The organism is Enterococcus sp. AMC1157 (genome assembly GCF_058216555.1).
Genome location: NZ_CM177099.1, coordinates 2338255 through 2352160, shown reverse-complemented (window position 1 = coordinate 2352160; position 13906 = coordinate 2338255). Strand labels below are relative to the sequence as shown.

General features: G+C 34.1%; 14 protein-coding genes. 4 read left to right on the top strand and 10 right to left on the bottom strand.

The window, feature by feature from the left end; genetic code table 11:
• Positions 1-107: 107 nt before the first annotated feature.
• From AC4BBX_RS11465 to truA, 5 genes are all read right to left on the bottom strand, one after another.
• Positions 108-1541: an AcpB/EbpR/MafR family transcriptional regulator gene (locus AC4BBX_RS11465; RefSeq protein ID WP_490453953.1), complete on the bottom strand. Its 1434-nt coding sequence runs from the start codon at positions 1539-1541 to the stop codon at positions 108-110.
• Positions 1531-2832 carry an FAD-dependent oxidoreductase gene (locus AC4BBX_RS11460; RefSeq protein WP_490453952.1) on the bottom strand — a complete coding sequence of 434 codons (1302 nt, stop codon included), beginning with the start codon at positions 2830-2832 and terminating at the stop codon, positions 1531-1533. The genes AC4BBX_RS11465 and AC4BBX_RS11460 overlap by 11 nt, the downstream gene beginning before the upstream one ends.
• A gap of 370 nt (positions 2833-3202) precedes the next feature.
• The gene (locus AC4BBX_RS11455; RefSeq protein ID WP_490453951.1) at positions 3203-3880 is read right to left on the bottom strand and encodes a phosphotransferase; all 678 of its coding nucleotides are present in this window, start codon (positions 3878-3880) and stop codon (positions 3203-3205) included.
• Positions 3881-3971: 91 nt separating this feature from the next.
• Positions 3972-4787 (bottom strand): peptide-methionine (S)-S-oxide reductase MsrA, encoded by an 816-nt coding sequence (gene msrA, locus AC4BBX_RS11450; protein ID WP_490453950.1) that lies wholly within the window; start codon positions 4785-4787, stop codon positions 3972-3974.
• A gap of 22 nt (positions 4788-4809) precedes the next feature.
• Entirely contained in the window at positions 4810-5550 is a 741-nt protein-coding gene (gene truA / locus AC4BBX_RS11445; protein WP_490453949.1) for a tRNA pseudouridine(38-40) synthase TruA, read from the bottom strand.
• 182 nt (positions 5551-5732) lie between these two features.
• On the opposite strand from truA, the gene AC4BBX_RS11440 reads away from it, so the two are divergent.
• Positions 5733-6224, top strand: coding sequence for a cupin domain-containing protein (locus AC4BBX_RS11440; protein WP_490453948.1), 492 nt, complete (start codon positions 5733-5735; stop codon positions 6222-6224).
• A gap of 55 nt (positions 6225-6279) precedes the next feature.
• Here the strand turns inward: AC4BBX_RS11440 and AC4BBX_RS11435 are convergent, their stop codons facing one another.
• Positions 6280-6831, bottom strand: a complete 552-nt coding sequence (locus tag AC4BBX_RS11435; RefSeq protein WP_490453947.1) for a hypothetical protein — start codon at positions 6829-6831, stop codon at positions 6280-6282.
• A 284-nt stretch (positions 6832-7115) separates the two neighbouring features.
• Between AC4BBX_RS11435 and AC4BBX_RS11430 the strand changes: the two genes are divergently transcribed.
• Positions 7116-7862 (top strand): CPBP family intramembrane glutamic endopeptidase, encoded by a 747-nt coding sequence (locus AC4BBX_RS11430; RefSeq protein ID WP_490453946.1) that lies wholly within the window; start codon positions 7116-7118, stop codon positions 7860-7862.
• Between the two features lie 138 nt (positions 7863-8000).
• Here the strand turns inward: AC4BBX_RS11430 and rlmH are convergent, their stop codons facing one another.
• A complete protein-coding gene (rlmH, locus tag AC4BBX_RS11425; protein ID WP_490453945.1) occupies positions 8001-8480 on the bottom strand; it encodes a 23S rRNA (pseudouridine(1915)-N(3))-methyltransferase RlmH in 480 nt (159 codons plus the stop codon).
• A gap of 93 nt (positions 8481-8573) precedes the next feature.
• On the opposite strand from rlmH, the gene AC4BBX_RS11420 reads away from it, so the two are divergent.
• The gene (locus AC4BBX_RS11420) at positions 8574-9602 is read left to right on the top strand and encodes a DUF6933 domain-containing protein (protein ID WP_490453944.1); all 1029 of its coding nucleotides are present in this window, start codon (positions 8574-8576) and stop codon (positions 9600-9602) included.
• Between the two features lie 338 nt (positions 9603-9940).
• Positions 9941-11191 (top strand): S1C family serine protease, encoded by a 1251-nt coding sequence (locus AC4BBX_RS11415; RefSeq protein WP_490453943.1) that lies wholly within the window; start codon positions 9941-9943, stop codon positions 11189-11191.
• Between the two features lie 49 nt (positions 11192-11240).
• On the opposite strand, the gene ytpR is transcribed toward AC4BBX_RS11415, so the two are convergent.
• The 3 genes from ytpR to vanR form a co-directional block, all read right to left on the bottom strand.
• Positions 11241-11852 carry a YtpR family tRNA-binding protein gene (gene ytpR, locus AC4BBX_RS11410; protein WP_490453942.1) on the bottom strand — a complete coding sequence of 204 codons (612 nt, stop codon included), beginning with the start codon at positions 11850-11852 and terminating at the stop codon, positions 11241-11243.
• 117 nt (positions 11853-11969) lie between these two features.
• Positions 11970-13046, bottom strand: a complete 1077-nt coding sequence (gene vanS / locus AC4BBX_RS11405) for a vancomycin resistance histidine kinase VanS (protein ID WP_490453941.1) — start codon at positions 13044-13046, stop codon at positions 11970-11972.
• Positions 13036-13725, bottom strand: coding sequence for a VanR-ABDEGLN family response regulator transcription factor (gene vanR, locus AC4BBX_RS11400; protein WP_490453940.1), 690 nt, complete (start codon positions 13723-13725; stop codon positions 13036-13038). Before vanR ends, vanS begins: the two co-directional genes overlap by 11 nt.
• Positions 13726-13906 lie beyond the last annotated feature (181 nt).

Below are 13906 nucleotides of genomic sequence, written 5' to 3'. Positions count from 1 at the left end.
TTTCTTTACATTCATAGCTTACAATTTTCTACCTGATTTATTTTGTCATCTTTTTTATCTTTTTTTTAATTTTTGACAGAATGCAGTTTTTGCAAGCGTTTTACATTTTATAACTCACGAATTATTTTTTTAATTTCTTGAATATCATAACTTGTTCCTAATTCAGATAATCGATAGTAACAAGAATCATAACTTTGATGGTTCGTTATAATTAAGTCATAGGATTTTTCTGATTGATAGGGTTCAATCACTACCCCATTCAGATTTTTTAAATGCAGCATATACATAATCGTCGCAGCTTCTTTAAACAACGGGTCCATTTGTAAATCAATTCCAACACGAATTTCTCGATTCATTTCAACATCTAAAATCGTCAATAAACTCAAATATTTCACTTCAGTCATTGCGATTAAGCTATTCTCTTCTGTGTAAGAAACTGCTAACGACTCAAGACCCATATGAATCAATTGATCGCTAAAGGTTTGAATATCTCGACTAGATAACGTTTTTTCCAATTGCCAAATGTTTTCCCGATCATAGACTTCAATATCACCCTTGAAAAAATACAAGCGTAAGTGAACTTGAGAAAGATGATAATAACTATTAATTTCTCGATTGGGACGAATTTTTGCTCGTGGGTAAAGGCGCATGATTGTTTCTAAGACGAGTGTATCTGTCAAACTAGTTGGTGTAAATTTAGACCGCTGCAACCAGTATTGATAAAAATCTTTTTCGTTTAAAATAGACATGCTAATGAGAAAAATAAAATGCAACATGATTTCTTCTTCTTTTAACTCCACTGCATAATAACTAAATAAACGATGAAAAATAGGCTTGATTTGTAAATAAAAACGATCTCGCTGATAAGGTTCAAACTTTTCTCGAAACTTTGTAAATTGTGGTTTGTATAAGGCAATTCGATATTTAGTAATTCGCATCCACAACGCTGTACGGTATCGCGCTTCTTGTTTAATAGAAACCCCAAAACCGCGTTCTAATTGTTCTAGTAAATCCAATTCTCGGCCCACAATCTCTTTGGGGTATTTTTCTAAGTACCACAATAATTGGAAATAGAAATAACGAATCTGACTTTCTTCTCCTTCTAGTTTTCCTTGCCAAATCATGAGATCAAACTCTTTTAGTAGCTGATTCAACTCTTTAATTTTTCTGGACAGTGAAGACTCACTAACGGCTAATTCTTGTGTTAAGCGAATAAAAGCAATTTCTCTGTTACGTAATAAATGAAGCAATATTTGAAATTTAGGAGCATTATCATACCAAGTTTTTTCAACTTCCCACATAGAAAACTCCGACGTTTTTGAATAATAAATCATTGTTTTGTCATAACTTAATTGGCATTTATCTTGATAAGGTTTTAGGTCATCCATCAACTCTTCTAGATAATTTTCAACAGATTTTTTGGATACACTTAAACTTGTTGCCATGTCAGTAATCGTAATGCTTCCACCTGCTAATAATAATTGCTTTAAGACACGAATTTTTTTGGCTTCTTTTTTCTCCAATAAATCTTCAAATCTCATCCGTGTCACTCCCTAAAATAAATTCGTTGGTGAAAGATAGACGATTACTAAATTGTGAATGAAAAAAGAAATCCTGCTCTAATAATTGTTCGACAGTCATTTGTTGTTCAATTGCCCAACCGTAGTGATTAATAGTTTCCAAGCAGTTCACTTTAGACAAGAGCTGCACACCTAATAATCGCCGGCTTTCTTCTTCAAAAATTAGTTTACAATCTACTGATTGACCCACCACTAATGCCGCAGGTAAATGTAATAATTTGGTTCTGATTTTTTTAGGATAAAGAAACGCTTCTGCTTCTAACAGACCCGCACTTGCTAAATACCAATGAAATAATTTAGTTCCAATCATTCGTAAACTACCTTGAAATTTTTTCCGAGGGCTAGCTAGATTTTCTGCTGCCACTAAACCAGTTCGTACAGCATTACTGATTTGCGGAAGATACATTTTTTCTTTAGTAATAGTTAGCGGAACCTGAATCAAATCCCCAACAGCAAAAATATCCTTGATAGAAGTTTCTAAATAGTCATTTGTTTCAACCGTCAAGTCTCTGTGATGTTTCACGGGTAAATTAACCAAGGTAGGATGAACATTGACCGTGGTTAAAATCAAATCACTTTTTAACTGTTGTTGTTGAAAGTTCACTTCAAATTGATCATTTTTATCTACTTTTGAAATTTGTTGACTCAACTGTAAATGGAGATTTTCTATCTGTTGAATATCTGTTAAAAAAGGGACTAGGAAATCTTTATCAAAATATTTAAACAGAGGATAATCCATCGTCTCAAAGACATTTACCGTTTTTCCTAATTCAACAAAGACACTAGCTGCTTCTAAACCGGCTTGTCCAGCCCCAACAATCGTAATATTTTGAGCTGTTTCAATTTTGGGTAATAATTTTTTTGCTGCTGAATAGGTTTTATAATGATAAATTTCTTCTTCTGCAAGATCAATATTTTTAGAATGCTGGCTGGAGCCTGTAGCTAAAACTAATTTGTCGTAAGTATAATTTCCTTTGTCAGTTACGACACTTTTCTCATTAGGAAGCGCTTCAATAAAGGTCTCCTCTAAATGAACAGAAATATTTTTTTGCTTCAACATTTCTGAGGAAATAAATGTCGCTTCCTCCAATGTGTCATAAAATCCTTGCAAATATAACAGCAAACCATTGGGTAAAAAACCGACTAATTCATTTTTTTCAATCAATAAAATCTCTGCATCTGGATAAAGTTTGCGTGCTTGTAGACTGCAATAAATACCTGCAAAGGATGCACCAATTATAATAATTTTCATTTTATCCTCCTATTTGTTTTAATAACAACTTCTCTCTATAAATTCATCATATTAGAGACGACCATGCTTGGCAATGAAAATGAGTTGTTCTATAAAACAAAAAAATACTGGAATGAAAGAAAATCGTTCACTAAGTCTAAAGCCATCTTCTTTCATTCCAGTATATTCAGTTATGTCACTATTTATGTGTTGAATTACTATACAACGCACTAATTTTTCTTTGAAAGTCTGTCTATTCTAGCTCTTTCACCTCAATAGGCAAGTTACTTTCTAATAAGAAGCTTAAAAAGAACAGATAAAAATAGGCTAGGCGATGTTCCGTTTCAAAATTTAGATTAAATAATTTAAATATCTTTGTGAAATCAGCGTCCTAGTCCCCAGCCAAATAGGTATCTAAATAGCCATGTTCTCCATGAACATCTGCTTCGTTCCACATCATTTTGAAAAAATCATAAAAGAACAAATAGTCATCCGATTCATCCCAATCAATGTACCAAATATCCTGCTTGTCTACAATTATATTAGCTGTCCATAAATCGCCATGTAATTTTACTTTTGGAAATTTCATTTCTTGTAAAGATTTCGGAATGCTCTGGATAAATGGTTCAATCCATGGTGACCAATCAATCGTCGCATTATCCAACATTTGTTGTACACTTCGATAACTGAGGGTTTGATTTTTCATCAACTTTTGAAAGTATTGGTAATAATCTTGATAGATCCTCGCCTGTAATTTTGTTTTATCTAGGTCACACTGATCTGAGACAATTCTTTCTTCAACAAACTGCTGTTGATTGTCTGATTGATGAATGATTTTAGGCAAGGGAAAATACGTTGATAAATACTTGTAATTGGTTAGTTTCATGTCGTAATTTTCTTGATTTTGACACAGAGTCAGCACATGATTATCGGAAAATATTTTGATATCTCCACTCATACAAAACCAAAGAATACTTCCCTTAAACTCTGATTCGCTTCCAGGAATTTCTAAGATTTTCTCTTGGTCAAAGTGCCAGTCCTTCAACATGGGCTGGTCAAGTTGGTCCACTTTGACAAATACTCGGAAAGAAGCATCAAAGAGGTACTTCCCACTTTCTAGGAAAGGATTATATCTTCTAACAAGTCTCAATTTCTCTTGTCTATCCCTTTTTATACCCACTTATTTTATTTTTTAGTTCGATAAATTTTTGTCGTTGCTGACGTTCCCGTTTGATTACTTTGTAGCGTTTAGCTTGCTTTAAATAAAACTTTTGGTGGTAATTTTCTGCCGGCCAAAAAGTCTCTACTTGTCGAATTTCTGTGACAATCGGCTGTTGATATTTTTTAGAATCGATCAATTTTTGCTTGGATTTTTCAGCAATCTGACGTTGCCTTTCATTTTGGAAAAAAATGATCGGGCGATACTGACTTCCACGGTCTTGAAACTGTCCCTGTGCATCGGTTGGATCAGAAATTTTCCAATAAAGTTCCACTAATGCTTGATAAGAAATCACTTGTGTATCAAAAATAATTTCTACTGCTTCAACATGACAACTAGCTCCACTACTTACCTGATCGTAGGTTGGCTTTTCAATATCTCCACCTGTATAACCTGACATTACCGAAACAATGCCCTTTTGAGTTTCAAAAGGTTCCACCATACACCAAAAACAACCGCCTGCAAATACTGCTTTCTCAAAAGATGCTTGCATTTGATGCTTAGAATAATCAAAGTGCCCTTGGGAATTGTTATCATTAGTGATTTTTCCATAAAAATCAGCCACATCCGGAGTCAAATTATTTCTTAAAGCCAGGGGACGAAAAATGGCAATCAAACTTTGCAGTTCTTCCTCGATATTTGTCTGATTTTCAATGGCATTTTTTGCTAGAACCAACTGCTCTCGTTCCCATTTACGGGTCCCCGTATTGAGAATTAAATTATAAATGGTAGCTAAGATAGCTTCTCTAGTCATCATTTCATCCCTCGTCTAACTAAATTTAACGATAATAGACTTCATCTAAAAACAAACCTTGTGCTGGTACTGTCTCTCCCGCTTGTTGACGTACTTTCTTTTCAAAAATATTCTCAATTTCAGTGACCTCCATTGATCCTGAGCCAATTTCTAATAAGGTCCCAACAATTATCCGAACCATTTTGTATAAGAAACCATCGCCAACAAAAGTAAAGTGAAGCATACTACCTTCTTGTTCAATAGAAAGTTTTTCAATTGTACGTACTGTTGATTTTTTACTTTTCTTCAATGCTGAAAAACCAATAAAATCATGGGTACCGATTAATTTCTCACAAGCTTGATTCATTTTATCTAAATCTAATTTTTGAGGATAGTGAAAACTGTGGTTACGCTCAAAAACTGTGGGAATTACGTTATTCCAAACATAGTAACTATATTGCTTGCCCGTACAATTATAACGAGCATGGAATCTGTCTTGAACCTCTTCCACTTTCGTCACAACGATATCTCTAGGTAAATAACGATTAAGAAAATCTAGCATTTCCGCTCTAGTCATAGATGTTTCCGTCTTAAAATTTGCTACCTGACCTCGTGCATGAGTTCCCGAATCCGTTCTCCCTGAGCCGATAATCTCAATTTCTTCTCCGGTCATTTGTTTTAAAATACTTTCAATTTTTCCTTGAATCGTTTTATCTGAATCTCCTAGACGTTGCCAGCCTAAGTAACGCTTGCCGTCATAAGTAATGGTTAATTTTATATTTCGCATAGTTCTCTCCTTTGTTTTATACTATTGACTACTGATATTATAACTGAAAAAAGCCATCTTTTAATGAAAATCGTGTGATACCTAGCTATTTTATTTTTTTATCTTAAAAAAATAAATACTCAAAGAATAACAGCAATCAAAAGAATTATTCTCTGCTATAATAACCCAAAGGACGTGATTATATGAAAACTGCAAATGACTGGATTCAACAACTACATCTAGAAGCTCATCCAGAAGGTGGGTTCTTTAAAGAAACGGATAAAAGCTCCGAAACCATTAAGACAAGCAATGGTGACCGAGCGCTCTACACCTCTATTTTGTTTTTATTAACTACTGAAAGTCCCTCTCATTTTCATCGCCTCGCTTCCGATGAAACTTGGTTTTTTCATGCTGGGGAAGCGTTAACGGTGCATTGTATTTTTCCTGATGGTAACTATCAAGCTATTTCTCTGGGAATGAATATTGAGAATGGCGAGGTCCTTTCTTACACTGTACCCAAAGGAACTATCTTTGGTTCTAGTGTCAATCAGGACTACGCTCTTGTCAGTTGTGTGGTAGCTCCTGGTTTTGATTATCACGATTTTGAACTATTTACCCAAGCTGAATTGTTAGCTGACTATCCTAAACACGAGGAAATTATTCATCAGCTAGCCTATGAAAAAATTCCGGAATAAAATGAACTGGACTGCAAGATAAGTAAACACAGAAACACTTATCTTGCAGTCCCTTTTATTTCTGAATTAAATTTATGTAACTCAACCAACTACCTTTTTCGTCATTGTTAAAGTAAAAGGATAAAGCTCTATTGTTTTCTTTATCTGAATAAATAATCCTTGAGTCAAATTCTTCTACAAAAAATAATTTTCGATAGTCTTCACCATAAGCATTCACTACCTCTACATAATTGGTTCCTAACCCTACATTCCGAGAAGTTTGGATAGAGCTATCTACAGTATCAAAAGTTGTCGCAAGTTCTTTGACTTTTCCATCTTCGACAACAATATTTAAATCTGCTTGATCCACTAACGTATCATAAATATTATTATTCTCAAGTGGACGAATACGCTCAGGATCAATGTTTTCTCCAATTTTTACACCAGCTAAACTTTCTCTACTTAAATCCGTATTAGGGGCATTTTTTTGATAGACAAAAATCCCTCCACTAACAACTAAAACCACTGCTAAAGGTAATGCTAACCAAATATACTGCTTTTTTAAAATAATCCATAATAAAAACAAAATAATCAATACGGTAATTACAAAAGAAACGCCAATCATCAAAAACACTCCCTCTATACAATGCTATATTTAAATATCTATAATCAGAGAGTAGCACTTGTTGATAAGAAACAGTCATTCTTTCTCACTTTTATAGATTTTCTTAATCGATTTTAGAGAAATTTAAGAGAGCTTGGATGACCTATCACACTTTTTTTTGTAGGATGGCTCTTCTTTCTTTAATACTTCTCAAATATCAGATTAACTAAAGACAACGGTTTATCATTACGATAAGCATTCTTTCCCTATGATATAATAAAAAAACTACAAAAAAGGAGAATTGAATAATGGAACAATTACTTGAATATGGAATTCGGATTTTCCCTGGGCTATTCATCTTAAGTATAAGTTATTTTCTTTTACCAAAAAAAGAGAGGATTATTAAGATGTTCCTACTTTTATTCGGTTTTATTTTAATGCGAGACACTATGACACCACTGGGATTTTGGGAGTTCGGATTTGCTAATAATACTCTCAAACTACGCTTTATAAATGATCCGCTAGTTCTCCTCGTGCTTGGTTTCACTTCTCTTGTTGTCTGCTTAGTTTTATATCGTGTGGATGAAAATTTAAAAAGGAATTTAAAATGGTTCTCCAACCATTCAAAATTCCAAAATATTATTGTTGGTATACTTTCCTCTCTTGTTGTTGTGCTTCCATTTAGAATTTCTTATTTTTGGACCTCAGCATCTCAGCAAGAAGACCTCGTACCCTTAAAAATGTTATTGCCGCTTATGATATTTGCTCTTTTAGGAAACTTTCTAGAAGAAATATTATTTAGAGGTTATTTTCAAAATTATTTGAAAAAACAAAGGATTGATGTATTAAAGAGAGTCTTGTTGTCTGCCTTGTTCTTTTCAATAGGACATATCTTTTTAGCTTTTACAGTGACAAATCTAGGAGTGATTATTCTGATTTTTACTTTTTGGGAAGGACTTGTCTGTGCAGTCTTATATGAAAAATACGGAATAATCTCAGCAACATTGGCTCATGGATTAAGTATTTTTCTTTTATCTTCTGGAATCTTTTTCTAAAAAATTGAATTTTATTAAGTTTATATTTTAGGTGAAAAAAACAAGGTTATGACTGACGGTGGTCATAACCTTGTTTTCAAATGATAAAACTTCCGTTGCTTTTGATTATCAGGATTTAACAAAGCAAAATAAATATCATTACTTATGATAAGGTTCGCCCTTATTAATCCGAAAAGCTCGATAAATTTGTTCTACTAAAATCAGTTTCATTAATTGATGGGGATAGGTCATTTTGCCAAAAGAGATTTGTGTGTTACTCCGTTTGATAACTTCATCGCTTAAACCTAATGAACCACCGATGACAAAGACTAATTGACTTTTTCCTTGCACACCTAATTGATCAATTTGTTTGGCAAAAGCTTCACTTGAAGGATTTTTACCTTCGATAGCTAAGGCAAAAACGTACTCTTGATCTTTAATTTTCGCTAAGATTCGCTGGCCTTCCTTATCTTTTACTTGAAGCATTTCTGCCTCGCTCAAATTTTCTGGGGCTTTTTCATCGGGGACTTCCACTAATTGCATCTTGGCATATACTCCTAAACGTTTGACGTATTCATTAATTCCTTGGACTAAATATTTTTCTTTTAGTTTTCCAACTGTGATGATTTTTATATTCATTTGTTCTCTCCTTTGATTTCTACCTCATTATTATACATGAAAGCTCAAAATCTAGTAAAATAGAAGTAACAAGTAATGAAAGGAGAGTTCCTGATGATTATTAATCCAACGAAAAAAAGTAGCTCATTATTTACCAACATGAAAGAAGTAGCGGACAAAGAGGACAGTATCGCTTTTTCCCAAGCCAATCCATTATTTTCTTGGCATGCACATTATTTTAATGTTAAACGTAAAAAAATTCTGCTTTTGATTAATGATTTGACATGTACACCCATTGTACTGGCTGATATCAATGCAAAAAATCGTCAGTATTTACCTGAATATATTGAAGAAGGTATTCGTTTTATCTTTGCTTATAGTGACATTTCCGAAGAACAAATCAATCAATATCTAGCACTTGCAGGTTCTATTGAAATAAATAGTGCCCATAATCGCTCTCGGATATCTATAATGAATCAATTTATTGGCTACTATAATCATCATTTTTATCCAGATTTTTCAACTATTTTACAAAAAGAAAGCATGGTATTTCTCGCTGATGATATCGTTTCTGCTCTAAAAGAGTACACAAGTGTCAGTGCTCTACAGTCTGCTTTTACACAGCCATTAAAAGTGAACGAACCCTCAGAAAAAGAACGAACTGCTAAACGAGAACTCAAGAAAATAGAGAAAAATTGGATGGATTTAAATAAATGGTCGTCGTTACAAATAGAGGATATTTCTTTAGAAGAAACAGATAAATTTTTTAATGAAATTGAAGAGAATAATCAACTTGTTTTGAATGCTTTTCAACTATATCTAAAAGAAAACCTACGTTTAAGTGACAAGGTAATTAAACGTCATGTGGGACATATGAAATTTTATCTAAACGAATTTTTAATGTACCGGATGGAGAGTCCTCTTAGTGATTTGTCAAATGCCATGGACTTTATTGATGGATTTTATGGAGCTAAAGTGCCTGATGCAAGTGCTACTCAAATCAAACAAGTCGGAGCTGCTATGAAAAAATTCTATCAATTTTTAGCAAAAGCGGGTGATATTTCAGCTCAAGAACTGAGTAAAGTTACGGAATTTATTGAAATTGGTGTAGAGAGTGGTCAAGACATGTTAGATTTTTATTAATTTATTTTTCAACATAGTTGTCCACAGTATGCACAGGTTTATCCACAAGCTCAACTTATAAAAAGACTATTTTGACAACTTTTTTCATGAGAACAAGCATTCTTATCCCTAGTTATCCACTTTATCCACAACACTGTGGATAAAAAGTGAGCTATTTTTACACAAGATTTCCCCTTATTTTTCCCCAAATACTGTGGAAAAATATTTTATTCAATGATTTGCCAGTTTTTTTGCGAAAGTTCTTCATAATTTTTTCAAAATCTGGCAGTAGACTGAACTTGTAAAAAATAAAAGATACAAATAATTGAAGATACAAGTGAATATGGAGGTAAATAATTATGAATAGAAAAGATGTAACTCCTCGTCGGTCAAACAATGGTTTCAAACGATTTGGTGTTGGTTTATTAGGAGGTATTTTAGGCGGATTTTTAAGTATCGGTGGTGTGTATTACGCGACAGATGGTTTTAATACAGGAAACAATGAAGCTCTTACGACTGAGTCAGTGTCACAATTACCTGATTCTGACACAAGTGTTCAAAATGTGAAATTTGATGTCAATAGTGATGTGACTTCTGCCGTTGAGACAGTGCAAAATGCGGTAGTTTCCATTATTAATTTACAAACACCTACACAAAGTATGTGGGGTAGCCCTTTTGAAACACAAACGAATAATTCTACCGACTTAGAACCAGTTGGTGAAGGTAGTGGTGTGATTTATAAAAAAGATGGCAATGACGCTTACATTGTAACGAATAACCATGTGGTCGAAGGACAAGAAGGTTTAGAAGTTCTTTTACAAGATGGTACAAAGGTCGAAGCTGAATTAGTCGGTACTGATGCTTACAGTGATTTAGCTGTTTTGAAAATTGCTTCTGATAAAGTTGACACTGTAGCAACATTTGGTGATTCTGACCTCTTAAAAGTTGGTGAGCCAGCCATTGCAATCGGTTCTCCTCTTGGTTCAGCATATGCTAACTCCGTGACTCAAGGAATTATTTCTTCATTAAATCGTTTGGTGCAAAACGTCAATGAATCTGGTGAAGAAATTAGTATTAACGCTATCCAAACGGATGCTGCAATCAACCCTGGGAATTCTGGTGGTCCTTTAATTAACGTAGCCGGTCAAGTGATTGGTATCAACTCTAGTAAGATTGCTAGTTCAAGTGGTTCAGGCGTCAGTGTTGAAGGAATGGGCTTTTCTATTCCAAGTAATGATGTAGTTAATATTATTCAACAATTGGAAGAAAATGGCCGTGTTAATCGTCCAGCTTTAGGTATTAGCATGTTAAATCTAAGCGAAATTTCTAGTCAACAACAACAAAATATTTTACAACTTCCTGATGAAATCGTAAATGGCGTGGTTGTTCGTTATGTAGAAACTGCTACACCTGCTGAAAAAGCTGGTTTGCAACAATATGATGTTATCACACAGGTTGATGGTCAAGCTGTTACTAACGCTACAGAATTACGAGCAATGCTTTATCAAAAAACCGTTGGTGACACGATGGAAATTACTTTCTACCGTGGAACAGAAGAACAAACGGTGACCGTAGAATTGTCTATCGACCAATCTGCTTTAGGTCAATAATTCAAAAAATCAGCGGGTTTTCTATAATAGAAAATCTCCGCTGATTTTTTTATTTACCTACTTCAAAAGCTTCTCCAACTTGTGCATCCATTGGTAATTCTAAAATTCCACGCTTCATTGGTGCATTTGGTAATTGTAATTCTTTGGCTGAACAGACCATTCCGTAGCTTTTCACGCCACGTAGTTCTCCTGGCCAAATTAACATACCGTCTGGCATCATCGCACCAGGTTTAGCCACAACTACTTTTAAACCCTTGCGGATATTTGGTGCTCCACAAACGATTTGTAAGGTATTTCCATTATCCACTTCAATTTCAGTGATTGATAAATGATCGCTATCTTCATGAGGTTCACAAGATTTTACCAAGCCTACAACAAATTTTGGCTCATGATCCGGAACTAATTCTTCCGTAAATCCTGCTGCTTTCATCAAATCGTTTAATTTTTTCACTTGATCATCGGTTAACGTCACTTGTCCTGAACCTTCAATGGTCAATTCCTCTGAAATAGCAAAAAAATTCCAGCCAATAACTCGTTCATCTTCCGTTTCAAGACGAGCCACGTTCCCTTTTCGTTCCACACTTTGTTCTAAACCACGATCGTCTTCTGTAATCACTAATAATGTATCACTAACATATTTGGGATTATAAGCAAAAATCACAACTTTTCCTCCTAATTAATAAGTATTCAATTTTCAACTATAGTAATTGAAAATTAATTCCGCTCCCTATCTTAACAAATTTTCAGGTTTTCGGCACTATTCATGACACTATTTTTATTAAATCGGTAATAAAACCGTAAAGCTGATTTGATTTTCTTCACTAACAGCTGAAATGGTGCCTTCATGAAGCTCAACAATTTCTTTAGTAATCGGTAATCCCAAACCAGTTCCTCCGGTTGTTGATTGGCGGGCAGAGTCTGCTCGATAAAAAGGTTCAAAAATTCGTGTAATTTTTTCTCGGGGAATATGTTTCCCCTCATTCGTGATGTTTATCTTGATTTGTTCATCTTGTTGTTGCACAGACAGATGGATTTGACTATTTGAAAAACTATAATGAATCGCATTGCGGATTAAATTATCAAATGCTCGTTCCATTTTTTCTGGATCGATCCTTCCTAAAATATTCGGTTCGATTGCAAGTTGCCATTCCAAATTTTTTTCTTGCAAGACTGGTAAAAATTCATAACTTAACTGTTCTAGCATCATACTAATATCGACAGATTCCTTGGTCACAGTCATCGTTGTTAAATTGAAGCGGGTAATTTCGAAAAATTCGCCAATCAATTGCTCTAAACGCTCCGCTTTTTCCAAAGCTATATTGGTGTACTTACTGCGAAGTTTGATTGAAAGCTCTGGTTCTTCCCGTAATAAGGTTAAATAACCAATCACACTAGTCAATGGTGTACGCAAGTCATGCGCCAAATAAACAATTAAATCATTCTTACGTTGTTCGGCTTCTTTGGCTGCCCGTTGATCGGATAAATTTTTATGGCGAATGTCATTCATTTCTCTTTCGACATCTGCTAAATCATCAGAAAGAAGAATACTTTTTTCTGGATCTGTCACCATTTGATTTGTTGCTTGAATGGTTTCGTCCAAATATCCAAGGATTCTCCAGAAGAAATATAATGGCAAGCCGATTCCACCAGCAATACCGACCAAACCAAATAGCGGTAACATAGCGTGCTCAAAGAACCTTAATAGCCGATAGAATGGATCCCATTCATACCAGGTTATAAAGCTCACAAAATACCGCGCAACTATGGGTAAAACCACCATCGCTAAAATCATCACTAGTAAGGTTGTTACATATTGAATCAACATTTTTTTTGCTAATTTACTTTTAATTTTCAATGATATATCCTACTCCCCAAACTGTTTTGACAAATTTTGGTTTTCTTGGTATTTCTCGTAATTTTTCTCTTAATCTTGCAATATGTGCCATCACAGTATTGTTATTGTCTAAGTATTTTTCTTGCCAGACTGCTTCAAATAATTGTTCAGATTCAATCACTTCCCCTTGATGTTCAAATAAATACAATAAAATTTTGAACTCAATTGGTGTCAGATTAATTTCTTCTTCATACAAAAAACACTTGTGTTGAGTAGCAGATAGGACTAAGCCCTCTTTCTCAAATTCTTCTGTTTTTTCTGGCTGACTATTATACCGTTGGGAACGGCGGATTTGTGTTTTTACTCTAGCAACTACCTCTAAAGGATTAAATGGTTTCGTAATATAGTCATCTGCGCCTAAGGTCAGTCCAGTAATCGTATCCATCGCCTCCCCTTTAGCAGTTAGCATGACTACTGGAAAATAGGAATTTTTCCTAATTTCTTGTAAAATCATAAAACCATCTATATCCGGCAACATCACATCTAGTATGGCCAAAGCGACTTCATGTTTTTTCAAATATTCTAATGCTGGTGCTCCATGATTAAAAATCTTTACTTGAAATCCTTCATTTTCTAAAAAAGTGCCTACTAATTGAGCAATTTCTTGTTCATCTTCTACCACAACAATTGTACTAACCATTTTTCCACCCCAAAATTTTAAACGTTTCGTTTATTATACCTCACTAATGTTTCATTAAGTTACTAACTATTCGATAAAATAAAAAATCCTTTATACTAGCACTTGGATGACTTATCCAAGACCAATACAAAGAATTCATACATGGATAAGCATAAAATAAATTTTAAATTTAACAAATAGT